Origin of the sequence: Caenispirillum bisanense (assembly GCF_039523075.1) — a bacterium.
Taxonomy (GTDB): domain Bacteria; phylum Pseudomonadota; class Alphaproteobacteria; order Rhodospirillales; family Rhodospirillaceae; genus Caenispirillum; species Caenispirillum bisanense.
Genome location: NZ_BAAAEP010000018.1, coordinates 18145 through 38177 on the forward strand (window position 1 = coordinate 18145; position 20033 = coordinate 38177).

20 protein-coding genes and 1 riboswitch are annotated in these 20033 nt (G+C 71.6%); of the genes, 8 read left to right on the forward strand and 12 right to left on the reverse strand.

Features of this window, described 5'->3' with window-relative positions; all coding sequences use genetic code 11:
• Nucleotides 1-6: 6 nt before the first annotated feature.
• Nucleotides 7-1797, reverse strand: coding sequence for a Crp/Fnr family transcriptional regulator (locus ABD056_RS09985; protein ID WP_343866414.1), 1791 nt, complete (start codon nt 1795-1797; stop codon nt 7-9).
• Nucleotides 1798-1878: 81 nt separating this feature from the next.
• Nucleotides 1879-2136 carry a hypothetical protein gene (locus ABD056_RS09990; RefSeq protein ID WP_343866415.1) on the reverse strand — a complete coding sequence of 86 codons (258 nt, stop codon included), beginning with the start codon at nt 2134-2136 and terminating at the stop codon, nt 1879-1881.
• A gap of 436 nt (nt 2137-2572) precedes the next feature.
• Here ABD056_RS09990 and ggt point away from each other — a divergent pair, with 436 nt between their 5' ends.
• The 3 genes from ggt to ABD056_RS10005 are packed head-to-tail and all read left to right on the forward strand — an operon-like array spanning nt 2573 to nt 6527.
• Nucleotides 2573-4450, forward strand: coding sequence for a gamma-glutamyltransferase (ggt, locus tag ABD056_RS09995; protein WP_343866416.1), 1878 nt, complete (start codon nt 2573-2575; stop codon nt 4448-4450).
• Nucleotides 4451-4480: 30 nt separating this feature from the next.
• Entirely contained in the window at nt 4481-5842 is a 1362-nt protein-coding gene (locus ABD056_RS10000; protein WP_343866417.1) for an amidase, read from the forward strand.
• Nucleotides 5832-6527, forward strand: coding sequence for a flavin reductase family protein (locus ABD056_RS10005; protein WP_343866418.1), 696 nt, complete (start codon nt 5832-5834; stop codon nt 6525-6527). The genes ABD056_RS10000 and ABD056_RS10005 overlap by 11 nt, the downstream gene beginning before the upstream one ends.
• Before the next feature lie 73 nt (nt 6528-6600).
• On the opposite strand, the gene ABD056_RS10010 is transcribed toward ABD056_RS10005, so the two are convergent.
• Nucleotides 6601-6834, reverse strand: coding sequence for a hypothetical protein (locus tag ABD056_RS10010; RefSeq protein WP_343866419.1), 234 nt, complete (start codon nt 6832-6834; stop codon nt 6601-6603).
• A gap of 585 nt (nt 6835-7419) precedes the next feature.
• Between ABD056_RS10010 and ABD056_RS10015 the strand changes: the two genes are divergently transcribed.
• Nucleotides 7420-8358 (forward strand): DMT family transporter, encoded by a 939-nt coding sequence (locus ABD056_RS10015; protein WP_343866420.1) that lies wholly within the window; start codon nt 7420-7422, stop codon nt 8356-8358.
• A 40-nt stretch (nt 8359-8398) separates the two neighbouring features.
• Here the strand turns inward: ABD056_RS10015 and ABD056_RS10020 are convergent, their stop codons facing one another.
• From ABD056_RS10020 to ABD056_RS10035, 4 genes are read right to left on the reverse strand one after another with little or no spacing between them, the layout of a single operon-like run.
• Nucleotides 8399-9277 (reverse strand): LpxL/LpxP family acyltransferase, encoded by an 879-nt coding sequence (locus tag ABD056_RS10020; protein WP_343866421.1) that lies wholly within the window; start codon nt 9275-9277, stop codon nt 8399-8401.
• The gene (lpxK, locus tag ABD056_RS10025) at nt 9270-10268 is read right to left on the reverse strand and encodes a tetraacyldisaccharide 4'-kinase (RefSeq protein WP_343866422.1); all 999 of its coding nucleotides are present in this window, start codon (nt 10266-10268) and stop codon (nt 9270-9272) included. Before lpxK ends, ABD056_RS10020 begins: the two co-directional genes overlap by 8 nt.
• Nucleotides 10255-11550, reverse strand: a complete 1296-nt coding sequence (locus ABD056_RS10030; protein WP_343866423.1) for a 3-deoxy-D-manno-octulosonic acid transferase — start codon at nt 11548-11550, stop codon at nt 10255-10257. Before ABD056_RS10030 ends, lpxK begins: the two co-directional genes overlap by 14 nt.
• Complete coding sequence (locus tag ABD056_RS10035) at nt 11544-12284, reverse strand: lysophospholipid acyltransferase family protein (RefSeq protein ID WP_343866424.1); 741 nt, start codon at nt 12282-12284, stop codon at nt 11544-11546. The genes ABD056_RS10030 and ABD056_RS10035 overlap by 7 nt, the downstream gene beginning before the upstream one ends.
• A gap of 206 nt (nt 12285-12490) precedes the next feature.
• Nucleotides 12491-12610, forward strand: a riboswitch (yybP-ykoY riboswitch).
• A 102-nt stretch (nt 12611-12712) separates the two neighbouring features.
• Between ABD056_RS10035 and ABD056_RS10040 the strand changes: the two genes are divergently transcribed.
• The gene (locus ABD056_RS10040) at nt 12713-13273 is read left to right on the forward strand and encodes a TMEM165/GDT1 family protein (RefSeq protein ID WP_343866425.1); all 561 of its coding nucleotides are present in this window, start codon (nt 12713-12715) and stop codon (nt 13271-13273) included.
• 21 nt (nt 13274-13294) lie between these two features.
• Here the strand turns inward: ABD056_RS10040 and sigJ are convergent, their stop codons facing one another.
• Nucleotides 13295-14215: an RNA polymerase sigma factor SigJ gene (gene sigJ / locus ABD056_RS10045; protein WP_343866426.1), complete on the reverse strand. Its 921-nt coding sequence runs from the start codon at nt 14213-14215 to the stop codon at nt 13295-13297.
• Nucleotides 14208-14678: a carboxymuconolactone decarboxylase family protein gene (locus tag ABD056_RS10050; RefSeq protein ID WP_343866427.1), complete on the reverse strand. Its 471-nt coding sequence runs from the start codon at nt 14676-14678 to the stop codon at nt 14208-14210. The genes sigJ and ABD056_RS10050 overlap by 8 nt, the downstream gene beginning before the upstream one ends.
• Before the next feature lie 231 nt (nt 14679-14909).
• Here ABD056_RS10050 and ABD056_RS10055 point away from each other — a divergent pair, with 231 nt between their 5' ends.
• A complete protein-coding gene (locus ABD056_RS10055) occupies nt 14910-15695 on the forward strand; it encodes a hypothetical protein (protein WP_343866428.1) in 786 nt (261 codons plus the stop codon).
• Nucleotides 15696-15721: 26 nt separating this feature from the next.
• Nucleotides 15722-16528, forward strand: a complete 807-nt coding sequence (gene dapB, locus ABD056_RS10060; protein ID WP_343866429.1) for a 4-hydroxy-tetrahydrodipicolinate reductase — start codon at nt 15722-15724, stop codon at nt 16526-16528.
• 16 nt (nt 16529-16544) lie between these two features.
• Here the strand turns inward: dapB and aguB are convergent, their stop codons facing one another.
• Both aguB and ABD056_RS10070 read right to left on the reverse strand, forming a co-directional pair.
• Nucleotides 16545-17420: an N-carbamoylputrescine amidase gene (gene aguB / locus ABD056_RS10065; RefSeq protein WP_343866430.1), complete on the reverse strand. Its 876-nt coding sequence runs from the start codon at nt 17418-17420 to the stop codon at nt 16545-16547.
• 59 nt (nt 17421-17479) lie between these two features.
• Complete coding sequence (locus ABD056_RS10070; RefSeq protein WP_343866431.1) at nt 17480-18496, reverse strand: agmatine deiminase family protein; 1017 nt, start codon at nt 18494-18496, stop codon at nt 17480-17482.
• Between the two features lie 184 nt (nt 18497-18680).
• Between ABD056_RS10070 and ABD056_RS10075 the strand changes: the two genes are divergently transcribed.
• The gene (locus ABD056_RS10075; RefSeq protein WP_425545028.1) at nt 18681-19208 is read left to right on the forward strand and encodes a hypothetical protein; all 528 of its coding nucleotides are present in this window, start codon (nt 18681-18683) and stop codon (nt 19206-19208) included.
• A 113-nt stretch (nt 19209-19321) separates the two neighbouring features.
• Here ABD056_RS10075 and ppa read toward each other — a convergent pair whose 3' ends face one another.
• Nucleotides 19322-19849 (reverse strand): inorganic diphosphatase, encoded by a 528-nt coding sequence (gene ppa, locus ABD056_RS10080; protein WP_343866432.1) that lies wholly within the window; start codon nt 19847-19849, stop codon nt 19322-19324.
• Between the last annotated feature and the right edge of the window lie 184 nt (nt 19850-20033).

Sequence of the window (20033 nt, forward strand, 5' to 3'; positions counted from 1 at the left end):
GGCGGCCTAAGGCCGCGCCTCCTGCCCCTGCGGCGGCACGCGGCCGGCCAGCCGCTGCGCCCGTTCCAGGTTCTTCTGGGCGATGCGGGCCTGCGACCGGGCGCCGTTCTGCTGATAGGTCGTCAGCGCATCGCTGAAGCATTCCACCGCTTCCACCAGCGGGGCGCCGTCGCGGGTGTGCTTGGCGAGCAGGAACAGGGCGGCGCCAAGGGAGTTGCGGCTGGCCGCCCACAGCAGCGGCACCGACTCCTGCCGCCGCACCAGCAGGGCGTTGCGGATGGTGCCGATGGCGCGCTCCAGCACCTCCTGGTTGCGGTGGGCGTCGCCGTAGACCTGCAGCACCTGGCTGACGTTGTGCATCACCTCCGCCCACTGCCAGGGGAAGCTCTGGCGGGTGAAGACGGTCAGGGCGTACTGGAAGGCACCCACCGCCTCGCGCAGGGCGTCGGGGTTGCCCTCGGCCATGTCCAGGCGGAACAGCACCACCCCCAGGCGGTTGTGCAGGCTGGCCCAGATTTCCGGCTCGACGCCGCGCTCGGTGCCGTAGATGGCCTGGCGGTAGGCCTCGGCGGCGGCGTGGAAATAGTCGGGGCTGTTGGTACGCTCGGCGATGGCCTGATAGACGAGGCCCAGCTGGCGCTGCAGCGCATACCACACGTCGGCATTCTCGCCCGGCGTCCATTCGATGGCCGAGCGCAGCACCTCGGCGCCGTATTCCTGCAGGCCGGTGCCGGGGTTGAGGCCGCCGGTCACCGCCGCCGCCATGCCGTAGATGGCGAAGATCTGCGCCGTCTCGATCTGATAAAGGCCGTCCACCGGCTGGTCGATGAAGCCGCGCGCCGCCTCCATCCAGCCCGGCAGGCGCAGGCTGAGGAACTGCGCCTGACCCTCGCCGCGCGGCTCCACCGCGCCCATCACGGCGGCATGGAACAGCGGCGCCCAGCCTTCGTCGAAGTAGCACGGCAGCGGCAGCCACAGCAGCGGCTGCGGCAGGCCGGGCTTGTCGTCCTCCGCCCACGGCGCGGCGGTGAAGTGGACCTGGATCATGCGGCCTTCGCTGTCCACCTCGCCCCACAGCACCAGGTCGGCGTGGCCTTCGGCCAGCCAGCGGCGGGCGGTGGCGGCGGCGCGGCGGAAGCGTTCCCCCGGCTGCAGCAGGGCGTCCGATTCGGCCGGCAGCACCTTGCTGCCGTGGGGCTTGGCGGTGAAGCCCTCCAGCTGCTCCACCCAGGCGACTACATGGGGGCGCTGGGTGTCCTGCGGGTCGTTGCCGAAGGGCGCCACCAGCACCCGGAACGGGCGCACGGCGCTGCCGCTTTCGCGCGGCTCGCCGCCGGAGGAGCGCCAGCGGCCGAACAGCCGGGTCAGCAGGGTCTGGCGGCGCGGGTCGGGCGGCGGCGGCACGATCAGCCCGCCCTGGCCGCCATCCACCGGCACCGGCAGCCCGGCCATGCCCATGGCGGCGCGCTCGTCGGTTTCGCGCAGGCGCTGGGCGAGCTTGGCCATCACCTTCATGGCGGTGGCGGGATCGTTCTCGATGCGGCGCAGGAACTCGCGCCGCGGCAGCACCTTCAGCACCACGTCGCCGGCGCAATAGGCGGTGGCGTCGCGGCTGCGGCCGTCCAGCAGGCCGGTCTCGCCGAACAGTTCGTCGGGGCCGGCGGTGGCTATCAGCATGGGGCCGGTGCCGCTGTCCTTGAACAGCTCCACCCGCCCGGACTGCACGATGTACGCGCTGTCCGAGGTCTCGCCCTCGCGATAGACGATGTCTCCGTCCCTGAACTTCCTGGTCTTCACGGCCCGTCGTTCCGTTTGCTCAACGGTCGATTGTCGTCGGGCGCGGGCGTTCCGGCAATGTCTTTGCGATCACCGGCGCACTCAGCCTTCGCCGGCGGGGCTGCCGCCGCCTTCGCCGGGCGGGCGGTCGTACTGGATCGCACCCTGGTAGAGCCGCGCCGTGCGGTCGCCGCGGGTGGCGGCGATGTAGCGGTTGCCGTTCTCGTCGGCGGCCATGTCCAGGCTGATGCGGCCGGCTTCCAGGTCGGCCACCACGGCCTTGTCGTCGATCTCGAACGCCTTGGCGAGGCCGCCGATGAGGGCGTTGATTTCCGAGTACATTTCGCGGTTGTCGCTCACCGCCTTGTCCTTCCGTTCCGGTGCGGCATGGGATGGCGGGCACCATAGCACTGCCGGGCCGCGGCCGGAAAGCGGCGGCGGCAGGCGATCTGCTGCGGAACGGGGAGGAGGCGATAGCGCGAGGGGCGGCAACCGGCCGGCTGGTCGACGGAGGGGGAATAGGTCCCGGCCGCCGCCGCCCCTGCGGGGAAGGGGATCCCCGTTGCGCTTCCGACGGGCCGCTGCGGAACGGCCCGGAATGGCGTCGTCTGCGAGGCGGCCGGGCCCGGAGGGGATGAGGCCTGCCGCTGCGCCCTGCACCGCCGATTACCGGAGTGCAGTAGTCAAGAAATAATCTGAAGAATTCCATGTTGCAACGGAAAAAAGCTGCAGGCTGCATCCGGTCAGGCGTTATGCTCGCCGGGGATGTGCGAGAAGAACCGTGGGAGACTGGCGAATGTCGAGACCGATCAAGCCCTTGGCCGTGGCCCTGGCACTCCTGCTGGCGGCCTGCGCCGGCACCGGCGAGGCGCCGCCGGAGACCGCCGTCGCACCCGATGCCACCGCGACTCCGGCCGAGGCGCCCACCTCCTCCGCCTCCGCCTCCGCTGGCGCCGCCGCTGCGACCGATGCGGCCGGCCCGGACCTTCAGGCACAGCCGGAAGCGGCCACCGGCTGGCAGGCCAAGCCGCCGGTGGTGGCACAGAAGTACATGGTGGCGGCGGCGCACCCGCTGGCCGCCCAGGCCGGGCAGGCGATGCTGAAGCGCGGCGGCGCCGCCATCGACGCCGCCATCGCCACCCAGGCGGTGCTGACCCTGGTGGAGCCGCAGTCGAGCGGCATCGGCGGCGGCGCCTTCCTGCTGCACTGGGACTCCGACAGCCGCCGCCTGTCCGCCTGGGACGGCCGCGAGACCGCCCCGGCGGCGGCGCGGCCGGAACGGTTCCTTGATGCCGACGGCAAGCCGCTGCCCTTCAACGATGCCGTGGTCGGCGGCCTGTCGGTCGGCGTGCCGGGCGTGCTGCGCATGCTGGAGGCCGTCCACAAGCGCGAGGGCCGGCTGCCGTGGGCGACCCTGTTCGAGCCGGCGATCAAGCTGGCGGAGGACGGGTTCGCCGTCACCCCGCGCCTGCACCAGCTGCTGGCCGAGGACCAGGACCTGAGGAAGATGCCGGCCGCCGCCGCCTATTTCTACGGCGACGACGGCGAGCCGCCGGCGGTGGGCGAGACCCTGCGCAACCCGGCCCTGGCCGCCACCTTCCGCACCATCGCCCGCGGCGGCGCCGATGCCTTCTATCGCGGCCCGCTGGCCGCCGCCATGGTGGAGGCGGTGCGCACGGCGCCGCGCCGGCCGGGCGATCTGTCGCTGGCCGACCTGTCCGGCTACCAGGCCAAGGAGCGGGAGCCGGTGTGCACCGGCTATCGCGGCCGGCTGGTGTGCGGCATGGGGCCGCCGTCGTCGGGCGGCATCGCCGTCGGCCAGATCCTCGGCATGCTCGACACCCTGCCGCCGGCGCTGGTGAACGAACCGCTCGGCATCCGCACCGCCCACTACCTGACCCAGGCGCAGCGGCTGGCCTTTGCCGACCGCAACCTCTACGTCGGCGACAGCGATTTCGTCGACGTGCCGGTGGCCGGGCTGATCGACAAGGGCTACCTGCGGGAACGGGCGCGGCTGATGCGGGCCGACGGGCTGATCGCCTCGCCGGACGCCGGCACGCCGCCGGGGGTGCCGCAGAAGACCGCCGCCTGGGGCAACGGCGCGGCACTGGAAATCCCCTCCACCACCCAGGTCAGCATCGTCGATTCCCACGGCGATGCCCTGTCGATGACGTCGTCCATCGAGGGCGCCTTCGGCTCGCGGGTGTTCGTCAACGGCTTCCTGCTCAACAACCAGCTCACCGACTTCTCGTTCGAGCCCAAGGACGCCAAGGGCCGCCCTGTCGCCAACCGGGTGGAGCCGGGCAAGCGGCCGCGCAGTTCCATGGCGCCGACCATCGTGCTCGGCCAGAACCTGCGGCCGCTGCTGGTCACCGGCTCGCCGGGGGGCGCGCGGATCATCGGCTACACGGCGGGCAGCATCATGGGCGTGCTCGACTGGGGCCTCGACCCGCAGGAGGCGGTGAGCCTGCCGCACGTCCAGAGCCGCGGCGGCGCCACCGAGCTGGAGGCCGGCACGGCGGCGGAGCGGCTGGCGCCCGACTTGCAGGCGCGCGGCCACGAGGTCAAGATCGTCGACATGACCAGCGGCCTGCACGCCATCGCCATCGGACCGGACGGCCGCCTCTACGGCGGTGCCGACCCGCGGCGCGAGGGCGTGGCGCTGGGGGAATGACGCCAAGACCGCTGACGGAGACGTTCTGACATGCTGCCCATGACCCCGCTTGCGGCTCTGCTCGACGACCTGTCGGCTGGCCGCACCACCTCCCGCGCGCTGACCGAGGCGGCGCTGGCGCGGGCGAAAGTGGGGGAGGGGCCGCGGGTCTTCACCCTGGTCGACGAGGCGGCGGCGCTGGCCGCCGCCGACCTCGCGGACGGGGCCCGCAAGGCCGGCTTCGACAGCGCGCCGCTGCTCGGTTTGCCGGTGTCGGTGAAGGATCTGTTCGACATCAAGGGGCAGGTGACCACCGTCGGCTCGGTGGTGCGCGCCGACGACCCGCCGGCCGCCGCCGATGCGCCGGTGGTGCGACGGCTGCGGGAGGCCGGGGCGGTGCTGGTCGGCCGCACCACCATGACCGAGTTCGCCTTTTCCGGCGTCGGCCTCAACCCCCACTACGGCACGCCCAGGAACCCCTGGGACCGCGCCACCGGCCGCATTCCCGGCGGATCGTCGTCGGGGGCGGCGGTGTCGGTCACCGACGGCATGGCGGCGGCGGCCATCGGCACCGATACCGGCGGCAGCGTGCGCATTCCGGCCGGCCTGTGCGGCCTCACCGGCTTCAAGCCGACGCAGGCGCGGGTCAGCCGCGACGGCTGCTTCCCGCTGTCCTTCGCCATGGATTCGGTCGGGCCGCTGGCGCCGACGGTGGCCTGCTGCGCCCTGCTCGACGCCGTGCTGAGCGGCGGCCCGGTGCGGCCGACGGAGCCCTTCCCGGTCAAGGGCCTGCGCCTGGCGGTGCCGCGCTGCCTGCTGCTCGACGACATGGACGCCATCGTCTCCGACGCCTTCGAGGCGGCGCTGCACCGGCTGAGCGCGGCCGGCGCCCATATCGAGGGCGTGGCGGCGGAACACCTGATCGACGAAACCTACGTCGCCCGTCAGGCGGCGCAGGTGACGGCGGAGGCCTGGGCGCTGCACCGCCGCACCATCGCCATCGCCGGCGACCGCTATGACCCGCGGGTGCGCGAGCGCATGAAGGCGGCGGAAGGCTGGTCGGCGGCCGATCTGGTCGACATGATGCGCTGGCGCGACGCCTTCCGCGCCCGCTGGGAGGCGCTGGCGGCGCCGTTCGATGCCCTGCTGTGGCCGACCCTGCCGACGGTGGCGCCCACCATCGCCCAGGTGGATGCCGACGAGGCCGGCTACAACACCTGGAACCGCCTCATGCTGCGCAACACCCGGCTGGTCAACGTGCTCGACGGCTGCGCGGTGACGCTGCCGGTCAACCGGCCGGGCGAGGCGCCGGTGGGCCTGCAGGTGGTCGCCGCCACCGGCCACGACGACCGCCTGCTGCGGATCGCCGCCGGGGTGGAAGCGGCGGTGGCGGAGATGCGTCATGTTTCATGAGGTCGGACAGCCGCACGGCCTGCCCTTCAACCCGTTCAAGAGCTGCGTCATTCCCCGCCCCATCGGCTGGGTGACGACGGTGGATGCGGCCGGGCGGGTGAACCTGGCCCCCTTCAGCTACTTCAACGCGGTGGCCGGCGAGCCGCCCATGGTGGTGCTGGGCATCGGCGGCCGCCACGCGGTGGACGGCGGCGAGAAGGATACGGTGCGCAACTGCCGCGCCACCGGCGAGTTCGTGGTCAACATGGCCACCCACGACCTGCGCGATGCGGTCAACGCCACCTCCCGCCCGCTGCCGCCGGGGGAGAGCGAGCTGGACCACGCCGGCCTCACCGCCGCCGCCAGCCGTCTGGTGGCGCCGCCGCGGGTGGCGGAAAGCCCCATCCATCTGGAATGCCGGGTGTGGCAGATCGTCGACCTGCCGCCCGACGGCGACGGCGCCCCCAACGCCCTGGTCATCGGCACGGTGGTCGGCGTCCATGTGGCCGACGAGGCGCTGACCCCCGACGGCAAGGTGGACGTGGAGCGCATCCGCCCCATCGCCCGACTCGGCTACCAGGACTACGCCACCATCGACCGGGTGTGGCAGCTGACCCGCCCCAAGGGCGGCGGCGACGCGGTGGCGGAAGGGCAGGCGCCTGCTGCTGCCACCACCGCCACCACCGCCACCACCAGCTCCTCCTGAAAGCGGCCCCGGAACGGCAAAGGCCGGCCCCTTGGGGAGCCGGCCTTTTTTCCTGGCGGGATAAGGGATGGCGTCAGCCGAGGCGGGCGCGGGCCTCGGCGATGCAGCGATGGACGAGGTCGCGGTGGAGTCCGTCGCGGGCCAGCAGGGCGTCCATGATCGGGTCGCCCATCAGCTCGGCGATGGAGGGTTCTTCGTTGGCGGCAAAGCGATCGGCACGCGGACGCAGGCCACGTTCGGCCTCGGAAGATGCGTGGTAGCTGTTGCGCGGCGGCTTGAAGGAGTTGATCACCATTCCTCTCGTCATCACTTGGCACTCCCTTCCTGCATTTCTTTTCGTTTCGGCATACAGCCCTTGAGAGCAGGAGCGTGTCCTTGGGTTTGTCCGGGTGCTGCAGTCGGTTTTTCTGTGCCGTCCATGCAGCGCTGGGACTAACGCTCGGCCCGCCTCGGCGTTGAGCTGGCAGGAGAAAAAAGTCGCTCGCCGTGGGCCTGACCCTTACCTAAGGTGCCGCACGGCCGATGCAAGCGGTGTCACCGCATCGTCATCATGCTCGCGCATCACGCGAGCCTTGTGCCACGATAGCCCGTCCGGTGATGTGACGAGCCTCACACAGCCCTATTTTCCGCAAGGAAATCCCCCTGTCGATCCGGCCGGACGGCATGGGTGCGGTATCAAACGACGCAGGCCACCCCCTCCCAAAGCAGGGCGCCGATTCCCCCCTTGGCCGCGGCCTGTGAGCAGCTGCGGCGGGATGTGAACCGCCGTTGACACAGCGGGCGGCGGATTTCCTGTCGTGAACAGCGAGCGGCTCCCGCGGTGCCGCGTCAATGGCCGCAGCCGCGAACGGCGGCGCGTGCCATGCTGGTGTACCGTCGACAGGAAAAAATCATGCAGGTCCGCAAGCGCCCCGCCGCCGCTCCCCCTCCCGCCGGCACCGCCATCCCGCTGCCGGTGACGCCGCCGGCGACGGCGGAGCAGCCCCTGCGCGGCATCCTGCTGGTGGTGGTGGCGACCCTGTTCTTCGGCGTCATGGACACCAGCATCAAGTGGCTGGCGGCGACCTATCCGGTGCCGCAGGTGGCGTTCTTCCGCTCCGTCTTCGGCCTGCTGCCGCTGCTGCCCATGGCATTGCGCGGCGGCGGCATCGCCCTGCGGCTGCGCCAGCCGGCGGGGGTGCTGCTGCGGTCCATGCTGGCGCCGGCGGCCATGCTGTGCATCTTCGGCTCCTTCGCGCTGCTGCCGCTGGCGGAGGCCATCACCATCGGCTTCGCCGCGCCGATCCTGATGGCGGCGCTGGGCGTGCCGCTGCTGGGGGAACGGGTGGGCTGGCGGCGGTGGGCGGCCATCCTGGTCGGCTTCGCCGGCGTGCTGGTGGTGGTGCGGCCCGACGGCCTGACCCTCAGCCTGGGCGCCGGCCTCGCCCTGGCCGGCACCGCCATCTATGCCCTGTCGATGGTGTGGGGCCGCCGGCTCATGCGCCGCGACGGCCCGACCAGCCTGGCGCTTTACACCCACTTCGTGTCCATCGCCGTGCTGGCGCTGCTGCTGCCGTGGAACTGGGTCAGCCCCACCGCTGCCGACCTGGCGCTGATGGCCATGATGGGCATTGCCGGCGGCATCGCCGTGCTGTTCCTCACCCGCGCCTACCAGTGCGCCCCGGTGGCGGTGCTGGCGCCGTTCGACTACCTCAACCTGCCGGTGGCGGCGCTGGCCGGCTGGGTGATCTGGCACGAGGTGCCGGGGCCGCATGTGTGGTGGGGGGCGGCGGTGATCGTCGCCAGCGGCCTTTACATCGTCCACCGCGAGGGCCGCAGCCGCGCCGCCTGATCCCGGCGCCGCGGCGCCGGCGCGCGGGGTCAGTCCGGGGTTAGTCCGGCCAGCGGCGGTGCAGCCACAGCCACTGGTCGGGGTGTTCGCGGATCCAGCCTTCGATCATGGCGTTGATGCGGGTCATCAGCTCGCGCACGTCGGCATCGAGATCGCCGGTGCGCGGCAGCTCCATGGGCGGGTAGATCTCCACCCGCAGGCGGTGCGGCGCGGTGCGCACCACCCGCCCCGGCACCACCGGCAGGTCCAGGCGCAGGGCGAACTGGGCGATGGAGGTGGTGGTCATGGCGTCGCGGCCGAAGAACGGCACCGGGATGCCCTCGTTCAGCTTCTGGTCGACCAGCATGCCCAGGTGCTCGCCCTTCTTCAGCAGGGCGAAGGCGCGGCGGGCGCCGGCGGCGCCCTTGGGCAGCACCTCGCCGGGGGCACCGCCACGGGCGCGGCGGAACAGGTCTTCCACCGCCGGGTTGTTGGCGGCGCGGTAGAAGCGGTGCATTACCAGCCCCTCGGCCCCGGCGAACAGGTTGGCCATCTCCCAGTTGCCGAGGTGGGCGGAGAAGGTGAGGCCGCCCTTGCCGTCGTCGCGCAGGGCGCGGATATGCTCGGCCCCCACCACGTCGCAGTGGGCGGCGTAGAAGCGGCCGTCCTCCAGGTGCGGGAACTCGCCGGCGGTGCGGCCCAGGTTCTCCCACATGCCGCGCAGGATGGTCTCGCGCTCGACCTCGGACTTTTCCGGGAAGGCGCGGGCGAGGTTGCGGTGGGCGATGCGGGAAACGCCCAGACGCGGCCCGATCAGCCGGAACAGCCCGCCGACCAGGTCGGAGGATCGGTTGACCGGCAGCCGTCGCAGGCCGAAGTAGACGCCGCGCGCCAGCCAGCCTTCCAGCCGGGTGCGCCAGGCCGCCTTGCGCTTAGCCATGGGCGGCGGCTCCGTCTCCGGCATCGGCGCGCAGCGGCAGGCCGTGGGCGGCCAGCAGGGCACGCAGGGCGGCGGGGTCGTCCCAGGCGACGGCGACGGAGACCACGTCGACCTGCTGGCGCTGGTCGGGCGGCAGGCGGACGGCGTCCTTGGCGGTGGTCACGGGCACGGCGCCCAGGGCGAAGGCTTCATCGAGGATCGGTTGCACGTCGTCGTGGCGGTAGGGGTGATGGTCGGCAAAGGGGTGGACGGCGGCCAGCAGGGCGCCGGCACCGCGCAGGGTGGCGAAGAACTTCTCCGGCCGGCCGATGCCGGCGAAGGCGACCACCCGCCGCCCGGCCAGGGCCCCCGCCTCCGGCCCCGCCACCAGCCGCGCCCGCAGCGCCGTCAGGCCCTTGGGCAGGCGGCGGGCGACGCCGGTGGTGTCGTCGCCCACCAGCACCACCGCATCGGCGCGGGACAGGCCCTCCGCCAGCGGTTCGCGCAAGGGGCCGGCGGGGATGACGCGGCGGTTGCCGAAGCCGTAGCCGCCGTCCACCACCACCAGCGACAGGGTTTTCGCCAGGGTCGGGTTCTGGTGGCCGTCGTCCATGATGATGGCGGCCGCTCCGGCGGCCACGGCGGCGCGGGCGCCCTCCGGCCGGCGGCGGGCCACCCAGGTGGGGGCGCGGGCGGCCAGCAGCAGCGCCTCGTCGCCCACCTCGTCGGCGGTGTGGCGGTCGGGCTCCACCCGCAGCGGCCCGGCTTCCGAGCCGCCGTAGCCGCGGGTGAGGAAGTGGGCGCCGTCGACCAGGGCGGCCAGCGCCAGGCACACCGGCGTCTTGCCGGCGCCGCCGGCGGTGATGTTGCGGACGCAGACCACCGGCACCCCGGCCTCGGCCGGCACCGTGCGGGCCCGCCGCCAGCGGCCAGCGGCGGCATAGAGCAGGGCGGCCGGCTCCAGCAGGCGGGTGAGGCCGGTCTCGGTCTGCCAGAACTCAGGCGCGCGCATGGGCCGCCGCCTGCCGTTCCGCCGTGTCGAGCAGCGGCGCCAGACGGTCCAGCACCCGCTCCAGCACCACCATTTCCTGGGTCGCGAAGTCGTGGCCGCGGTCGGCCAGCGGGCGGCGTTCCTGCGGGTCGCGCAGCAGGCGGTCGACGGTCAGCGCCAGTTCGCCCTCGCTGCCCACCTGCAGGGCGGCGCCGCCGGTGACCATGCGGCGGGTCATTTCGGCGAAGTTGTCCATGTGCGGCCCCATCACCACCGCGCAGCCGAGTCGCGCCGCTTCCAGCGGGTTCTGGCCGCCGTGGCCGATGAGCGACTTGCCGATGAACACCACCGGCGCCAGGCGGCAGAACAGGCCCATCTCGCCCATGGTGTCGGCCAGGTAGAGGTCGATGCCGGCCTCGGGCATCTCGCCGCGGGAGCGCTGGGCGACGCGCAGCCCTTCCGCCTCCAGCTCCGCCCGCACCTCGTCGCCGCGGTGGGCGTGGCGGGGGATGACGACGGTGAGCAGGCCGGGGTGACGCTCCGCCAGGGTGTGGTGCAGGCGGGCGGCCATGGCTTCCTCGCCGGCATGGGTGCTGGCGGCCAGCCACACCGGCCGCTCGGCGGTCAGCCGGCGCAGGCGGATCAGGGTGTCCTCGTCGGCCGGCAGCGGCGGCGCCGCGAACTTCAGGTTGCCGAGGCAGTCGCAGGCCGGGGCGCCCAGCTGGCTCAGGCGGTCGGCATCGTCGGCGGTCTGCCCGAGGCAGAGGGTGAAGGACCCCAGCAGCTGCCCGATCAGGCCGCGGAACCGCTGCCAGTTGCGGAACGAGCGGTCGGAGACGCGGCCGTTCAGCAGCACCAGCGGCAGCCCGCGGCGGCCGATTTCGGTGATCATGTTGGGCCAGAACTCGCTTTCCGCCCACAGAACCAGGTCGGGCTGCCAGTGATCGAGGAAGCGGCGCACGAAGCGGATGCGGTCAACCGGCACGTACTGGTGCAGGCAGCCTTCCGGCAGGCGGTCGGCCATCATGCGGGCGGAGGTGACGGTGCCGGTGGTCAGCAGCACGGTCAGGCCCGGCCGCGTCTCCCGCAGGTGGCGCAGCAGCGGCAGCATGGACAGGCTCTCGCCGACGCTGGCGGCGTGCACCCACACCAGCGGGCCGGACGGGCGGCGCAGCGAGGCATGGCCGCGCCGTTCCGGGAAGCGCAGCGGGTCTTCCTTGCCGGCCGCCCGGCGGCGGCCGAGGTAGAGGTCGATCACCGGCCCGCCCAGGGTGGTGAGGCCGCGGTAGAGGCTGATCAGCATGGCGCCGCCGCCTCTTCCTCGCGCTCCGGCCGGTCGGCGTCGGGCAGGGGGGCGGGCTCGGTGGTGCGGTGGCCGACGCGGCGGTCGGCCTCGGCGGTGAGGGCGTTCATGCGCGCCTCCAGCTCCGCCCGCAGGTGTTCGATGACGGCGGCGTCGGCGTCGCGCGGCACGATCATCGGCTCGCCCCACACGAACACGCCGCCGCTGAACGGCAGCGGCACCATGAAGCGGTCCCAGCTGTCGAGCAGCCGGCGGCGGCGGGCGGCGTAGGCGAGCGGGATCACCGGCGCGCCGGACATGCGGGCGATGTGGATGACGCCGTCGGTGGCGCGCTGGCGCGGGCCGCGCGGACCATCGGGGGTGATGCCGACGTTCTCGCCGGTCTTCAGCGCCTTCAGCATCACCCGCAGGGCGCCCGACCCGCCGCGGGTGGACGAGCCGGCGGCGGTGTGGATGCCGAAGTGGCCGACGGTGCGGGCGATCAGCTGGCCGTCGCGGTGCTGCGAGATCAGCATGTGGATGGGCTGGGAGGCCGGCCACACCTTCGGCATCATCAGCAGGCGGCCATGCCAGAACGACAGGATGAACGGCTTGCCCGCGTTCCACACCGCTTCGGGATGCTGGCGGCCGATCTCCTCCCACCGGCCGGTAGCGAACACCAGGCTGATGTAGCGGGCCGCGAGGCTGCAGAGACGGTCGCGGACGCGATCGCTCTTCAGGTATTTCTTGATCAAGGCCCCGACGCCGCCACGGCGGTGCCGTTGCTGCGGTTCCCCGTCGGGGGCGGTGGTACGGTGACTGGTCAAGGCCGGACGGCTATCCGTTGCGGACGAACCCGGACCTTACCACGCCGCGCCCGGCGGTCAACGCAAACAGGACGCCACCATCCGCCGGTTGTCCCCCGCGACCGCTTGACATCCGCCGCCGAGGGGGTAGTCTTTGCCCCGTCATCGGGGAGTAGCCGCCCTCCATTGCGAGAGGGGGCCGCGTCAACAGACTTGGAAACCGGCATCGGGAGACTGCCGCTTCCATGGCGCGGACAGGCCGCTCAAGGCGGCCCTGGCGAGACCTTTGACCGGACGCTTCCGGGGCTTCTATGGGGCCGGGCGGGGCGCGCCCGGTCATGGGGTTTCAGCCGCCCGGCCCCTCGGAACGGATCGCAATGAACGGCCTACTCGTATCCACCGGCGTCGTGGCGCTGGCGGAAATCGGCGACAAGACGCAGCTGCTGGCGCTGGTGCTGGCCTGCCGCTGGCGCAAGCCCATTCCCATCATCCTCGGCATCTTCATCGCCACCCTGGCGAACCATGCCGCCGCCGCCCTGGTCGGCGTGACGGTGACCGAGTTCCTCGGCCCGCAGACGCTGAAGTGGCTGCTCGGCCTCGGGTTCCTGGCCATGGCGGGGTGGATGCTGGTGCCCGACAAGCTCGACGAGGCCGAGGGCGAGCCCAAGGCCGCCAAATACGGGCCGTTCCTGGCCACCCTGGTGACCTTCTTCCTGGTGGAAATCGGCGACAAGACCCAGATCGCCACCGTCGCCCTGGCGGCCGAGTTCCAGAACCTGTGGCTGGTCACGCTCGGCACCACCATCGGCATGATGATCGCCAACGTGCCGGTGGTGCTGGTCGGCAACAAGGCCGCCGGGCGCATCCCGCTCGGCCTGGTGCGCGGTGTCTCGGCGGCGCTGTTCGCGGTGCTGGGGGTGATGGCGCTGGCGTGGTGAGGTGGCCGGCGGCTGCCGCCCCTACGGCGGCAGCTTGTCCGGGTTGCGGATGAAGATGACGAGGCCGGCGCCGGCCGCTTCCACCGTCGCCGGCTCCACCGCCAGCAGGCCATGCAGGCGGCCGTCGCGGCAAATCAGCAGCGCCGGGCGGCCGTTGGCGGTACAGGGGCGAAGGGCGTAGGGCCCGAACTTGCGCTGGATCCCGCACAGGAACCGCGCCACCCGCCGCCCGCCGACAATGACGTTGAGCGCCGACGCCACCTTGCCGCCGCCGTCGTTCCACGCTTCCGCCTCGGCCGTCAGCAGGGCGGTGAGGCCGTCCAGGTCGCCGTCGGCCAGGGCGTGGGCGAAGCGGGCGACCAGCGTTGCGTGGGCGGCGGCGTCGACGGCGAAACGCGGCGCCTGCTCCCCCAGGCGGCGGCGGGCGCGGCTGACCAGCTGGCGGCAGGCGGTCTCGCTGCGGCCGAGCACGGCGGCGAGGCGGCCGTAACCGCACTCGAACAGCTCATGCAGCACATAAGCGGCGCGCTCGGCCGGGCTCAGCCGCTCCATCATCAGCAGCAGGGCGAGGGACACCTCCTGCGCCCGTTCCAGGTGGCGTTCCGGAGGCGGCACCACGGCGTCGTCGTCGCCGGCCGTCTCCACCATCGCCGGTTCCGGCACCCAGGGGCCGACATAGCCGCCATGGCGACGTGGCGCCGCCTTCAGGCGGTCGAGGCAGAGGCGGGTGCAGGCGGTGACCAGCCACGCCTCGGCATCGCGCACCGGCTCGGCCGCCTCCGTCGCCGCCCGCTGCCAGCGCAGCCAGCAATCCTGCACCGCGTCGTCGGCATCGGCGCGGGTGCCGAGCATGCGATAGGCGAGGCTCCACAGCCGGCGGCGGTGGGGCTCGAAGGCGGCGAGCGCCGCCTCCGTCACGGGCAGGGCCGCCGCCTCAGGCATGGGCGGCGTCGGCCGTCGCCGGCTGATGGCGGTAGGCGGCGAGGCCCAGCCGGTTCCAGGCGTTGATGGCGGCGATGGTGTAGCTGAGGCGGCTGACGGCGGCGTCGTCGAAGTGGCGGCGCAGCTCCGCCATGGCCGCATCGCGGGCAGCCTCGTCCGGGTCGGCGGCGGTGAGGCTTTCGGCCCACGCCAGGGCGGCGCGCTCAGGATCGGTGAACAGCGGGCTGTCGCGCCATGCCGCCACCGCCTGCAGCCGCTCCTGGGTGTCGCCCTCGGCCAGGGCCTCGCGGCTGTGCATGGCGATGCAGAAGTGGCAGCCGTTCATCTGCGACACCCGCAGGTCGACCAGATGGCGCAGGCGGGCCGTCACCGCGCCGCCGGTCAGCCTGGCGGACAGGCCGAGCAGCGCCTGCATCAGGTCGGGGGTGAGGGAGGGGTGATCGAGAACCATGCGGTTGCCCATGGGGCGTCTCCTTGTCGTCGCGCGGCCGGCGGAATGCCGGCCTCCATTCCAAGGACGACGCAGGGGGAGCGGGTGTGACAGCGGCGGCGGCAAAAGTCAGACCGCCATGGTCCACCATTGATTTGCCAAAGGCGAGCGTTTACCTCTGGGTGGGACCAAAGGTGGTTTCCTGCTACCTTCGGTCGATCCTGCCGGCGCGTTGCCGGCTGCCTATGGGGGGAGTTCTGGGGAATGAGCGTTGCCGACATCCTGGTCAAATACCCGACCGTGATGACCAACAAGGACTGGCAGAAGAAGAAGGGGCCCTTCGCCAAGCTGGCCGGCAAGACCGGCGTCGGCGAGAGCCTGCAGGCCTGCGAAAAGGCGTGGGCGGCGGTGGACTGGTCGGTGTTCGATCTCGACCAGACGCGCAAGAAGGGCCGCAAGGCGGTGCGCGATGGCTTCAAGACCGCGCAGGCGGAATACAAGAAGTCGGTGGAGGGGCTACGCAAGGCGCTGATGGCCGCCAGCGCCGCCGCCGACAAGGCCGCCGCCGGCTTCAAGAAGAACAAGCTGATCCCGAGCAGCGCCACCAAGGCCGCCGCCGATATCAGCAAGACGGCGCAGCTGATGCTGGTGGCCACCAAGTCCATCGACATGAAGGAGTTCGAGGCCCTGGCGGCGCGGTATGACCGCATCGACAAGATCAACTCCTACGAGGCGCTGCGCAAGGACAAGGACGTTCTCAAGGACTTCCTGGTGTTCGCCAAGAAGGAGTACTCTCTGGAGAACTACATGTTCCTGGAGCAGAGCGAGACGACCAAGGTGACGGCGAAGAACGCCCAGGCGGTCTACGACGCCTATATCTCCACCGCATCGAAGTACCAGCTGAACATCAGCAACAAAGTCCGCAAGGCCTATGAGGACTGCATGGCGCAGCAGGATTGGGGCAGCATGGACGGAGTGATGGAGAAGGTGCGTAACGAGGTCATCGCCAACCTGCTCGACACCCTGATCCGCTTCAAGGCCGAGGCCTGAACCAACCCGACGGGAGACCCGACCGCATGACCCGCATCATCGTTGCCGGCGCCACCGGCTGGACCGGCCGTGCCGTGGTGGAGGCCGTGCTGGCCGCCGACGATCTCACCCTGGTGGGCGCCGTGGCGCGTTCCGCCGCCGGGCGCGACCTGGGCGAGGTGCTGGGCCGCCCGGCTCCCCTCGGCCTGACCGTCGCCGCCACGGTGGAGGAGGCGCTGGCGGCGGCGCCGGCCGACGTGCTCATCGACTACACCAAGCCGGGGGTGGTGAAGGGGCATGTGCTGGCGGCGGTGGCGCGGGGCGTGGCGGCGGTGGTCGGCACCTCCGGCCTGACGGCGGAGGACTTCGCCGAGATCGACGCGGCGGCGCGGGCGCAGGGGGTGGGCGTGGTGGCGTCGGGCAACTTCGCCCTGACGGCGGCGCTGCTCAGCCACTTCTCGCTGATCGCGGCGCGGTACATCGAGCACTTCGAGATCATCGACTACGCCAAGGCCGCCAAGCCCGACGCGCCCTCCGGCACCGCCCGCGAACTGGCGGAGCGCCTGGGCGACGTGCGCCGGCCGGCGCTGGGCCTGCCGCTCGATCAGGTCACCGGCTCGCGCGAGGCGCGCGGCGGCACCATCAACGGCGTGCAGGTCCACTCGGTCCGCCTGCCGAGCTTCGCCGCCACCGTCGACGCCCTGTTCACGGTCGGCAATTCGCGCCTGAAGATCACCCACGACGCCGGTGCCGACGCCACCATCTACGCCGACGGCACCCTGCTGGCGGCGCGGCGGGTGAAGGACGTCTCCGGCGTGGTGCGCGGGCTCGATACCCTGCTGTTCGGCGGCTGAGGGCCGCCGGCGCGGCTTACCGCACCGCCCGGCCGTCGAGCCCCGCCAGCACGCCATACAGGTCGGGCCGGCGGTCGCGGAACAGGCCCCAGGCGGCGCGGTAGGCGCGCACGTCTTCCAGGTCGAAGGTGGCGGTCAGCACCGTTTCCTCGTTGCGGTCGGCTTCGGCCACCTTGGCGCCGGTGTGGTCGGCGATGAACGACGAGCCGTAGAAGGTGAGGCCGCAACTGGCCCCCTGCTCCGCCCCGACGCGGTTGGAGGCCACCAGCGGCATCAGGTTGGCGCCGGCGTGGCCCTGCATCACCCGCTGCCAGTGCGGCATGCTGTCGATGCTGGCGTCGTGCGGCTCCGACCCGATGGCGGTGGGGTAGAACAGGATCTCGGCGCCCAGCAGGGCCATGGTGCGGGCGCATTCCGGGAACCACTGGTCCCAGCAGATGCCGCAGCCGATGGTGGCATAGCGCGTCTTGAAGACCTTGAAGCCGGTGTCGCCGGGCGAGAAGTAGTATTTCTCCTCATACCCCGGCCCCTGCGGGATGTGGCTCTTGCGATAGATGCCGAGGTTGGTGCCGTCCGCATCCAGCACCGCCAGCGAATTGTAGAACGCCTGGCCGCAGCGTTCGTAGAAGCTGAACGGCAGCACCACCTGCAGTTCCTTCGCCAGCGCCGCGAAACGGGCCAGCACCGCGTTGTCCTCCACCGAGCGGGCGAGGGCGAAGTAGCGCGGGTCCTGGTCCTTGCAGAAGTAGGGGGTTTCGAACAGTTCCTGCAGCAGGATGATCTGGGCGCCCTGGGCATGGGCCTTGCGGACCATGGCCTCCGCCTTGTCGAGGGTCTCCTCCGACCCGGTGGCGCAGGCGAACTGGGTGGCGGCGACGGTGACCTTGGTCATGGTGTCGGGTGTCCTCGTGTGGCGGATGCGGCGCGCATATGGGGCGGCAGGGGCGGCCGTCAAGCCTTCGGCTGCTGCTGGGTGATGCAGTGGATGTTGCCGCCGCCGACGGCGACCTCGAAGGCGGGCACCACCACCACCTCGCGGTCGGGGAAGGCGGCGCGCAGCACGGCGGCGGCGTCCTTGTCCTCGGGAACGTCGAAGCCCGGCATGACGATGCCGCCGTTGGCGATGTAGAAATTCACGTAGGACAGCGCCATGCGGTGCCCGCGCACGTCCTGCCGGCGCGGCACCTGCGGCAGGTCGATCACCTCGATCCGGCGGCCCTGGGCGTCGCGGGCATCGCGCAGGCGGTCGCGGTTGTCGGAGAGCGTCGCGGTGTCGGGGTCGGCGGGGTCGGTGGAGGTGACCATCAGCACCTTGCCGGGCGCGGCGAAGCAGGCGACGTTGTCGACGTGGCCCTTGGTCTCGTCGTTCTCCAGCCCCTTGCCGAGCCAGATCACCGTCTCGACGCCGAGGAAGGCCTTCAGGTGCGCCTCGTGGTCCTCGCGCGTCAGGTGGGGGTTGCGTTCGGGGTCGAACAGGCATTCCTCGGTGGTCAGCAGGGTGCCCTGGCCGTCGACATGGACCGAGCCGCCTTCCAGGATCTGCGGCCCGACGAAGCGGCGGGTGCCGGTGTGGGCGAGGATGCGGCCGGCCAGCCGGGCGTCGTCCTCGAACCCCTGGTAGATCAGCCCCCAGGCGTTGAAGCCCCAGTCGACGCCGGCCAACTCGCCGTTCGGCCCCTTCAGGAACAGCGGTCCGGTGTCGCGGGTCCAGCTGTCGTTGATGGGCCAGGCGATCACCTCGATGCCGTCGCCGAGGTGGCGGCGGGCGGTGTCGGCATCCTGCGGCCGCGCCACCATGGTTACCGGCTCGAAGCGGGCGATGGCACGGGCGACGGCGGCATAGGCATCGTATCCGGCCTGCATGCCGTTGTCCCACGCCTCGCTGCGGCAGGGCCACGCCATCCAGCAGCGGGCGTGCGGCTCGAACTCTGCCGGCATGCGAAAGCCGAGGTCGGCGGGGGTCTTCATGGGGCGGTGCTCCGCAGCGGTCAGTCACGAGCCGCCAGCCAACCACCGTCCGCCGGGGGCGGTCAAGGGCCGCCGGAGTGGGGACTCTCGCGCGGGCGTTGATCCCGATGGGGCCTTTGAGGGATAATCAGGCGCCGAATAAGGGGGAGAGGGCCGGCCAACGATGCCGGCGCATAGGGACTTGATGGTGACCAGCGACCTGTCTGCAGCCGCGACGCCGCCCAGCGGCCGGGAGTCCGACGACCCCGGCTATGCCGCCATGAGCGCCCGCGTGGCCGGCCGCAACATCAACCCGCAAACCCTGCTGGCAACCGATTACCTGAACCATTTCAACGAGATCATCATGCTCCTTGAAATGGTGCCGGACATGCCGGACATGCTGGAGGACTGCCGCGCCTGGGCACCCAAAAGCTATGCCGACCACTTCCGCGACTCCTCGTTCTCCGACAAGGATCTGGCCATCGCGGCCTACGACCACGCGCCGGCCCGCTTCCGCGAGCCCTTCGAGCAGACCATCGGCCAGATGAACGAACTGGTCATGCTGACCATGGACCGCATGGAAGAGGTGCTGGACGACGCCGACCAGCTGCGCACCCGCGTCAAGACCGCCAGCCGCGCCCTGCAGCGGCTCATCGACGTCGCCAGCGCCATCATCCACGGCAACGAGGTCGCCCTGCACCAGGACGAGATCGACCAGCTGATGGGCATCTGAGCCGCCCGCCCGCCCGCTCGCCGCCGGCTGCGCCCGACACCTGCCCCAGATGCGGAACCGCCCCGGCCGTTGCCGGCCGGGGCGGTTCGGTCGTCATGTCAGGGTCGGGCCGCTTACTTCTTGGCGGCTTCGATGCCCTTCTGGATCAGCTCGGCGGCCTGCTTGGCGTCGCCCCAGCCGAGGATCTTCACCCACTTGCCTTCTTCCAGGTCCTTGTAGTGGGCGAAGAAGTGCTCGATCTGGCGCAGCTCGGTCTGGCGCACGTCGCCGAAGTTCAGCACGTTGTCGTGGTAGGGGTGCAGCTTGGTGTGCGGCACGCCGAGGATCTTCTCGTCCTTGCCGGCCTCGTCTTCCATGAACAGCACGCCGATCGGACGGGTGCGCATGACCGAGCCGACGGCCACCGGCATGCGGCCCAGCACCATCACGTCCACCGGATCGCCGTCTTCGGACAGGGTGTGCGGGATGAAGCCGTAGTTGCACGGGTAGTGCATGGCGGTGTGCAGGAAGCGGTCCACGTACATGGCGCCGGATTCCTTGCACACTTCGTACTTCACCGGATCGCTGCGCAGCGGGATCTCGATGACCACGTTCACATCCCACGGAGCGTCCTTACCGACGGGAATCTTGCTGATGTCCATGATGTTTCCTTCCGGCTAGACCAGCGCCGTCCGCCCCTGCGGCCGATGCGGCGCGATGACCGGGCCTCCCTCTCCGAAAGCCCTGACCCACCGCCCGCCTGCGTCTGCTGCGGGCGCGAACAAACTCGGCGCCCTTTATTGCCGGAATCGCGCCCGCCGTAAAGGGGTGGCTCGGACCACTCCC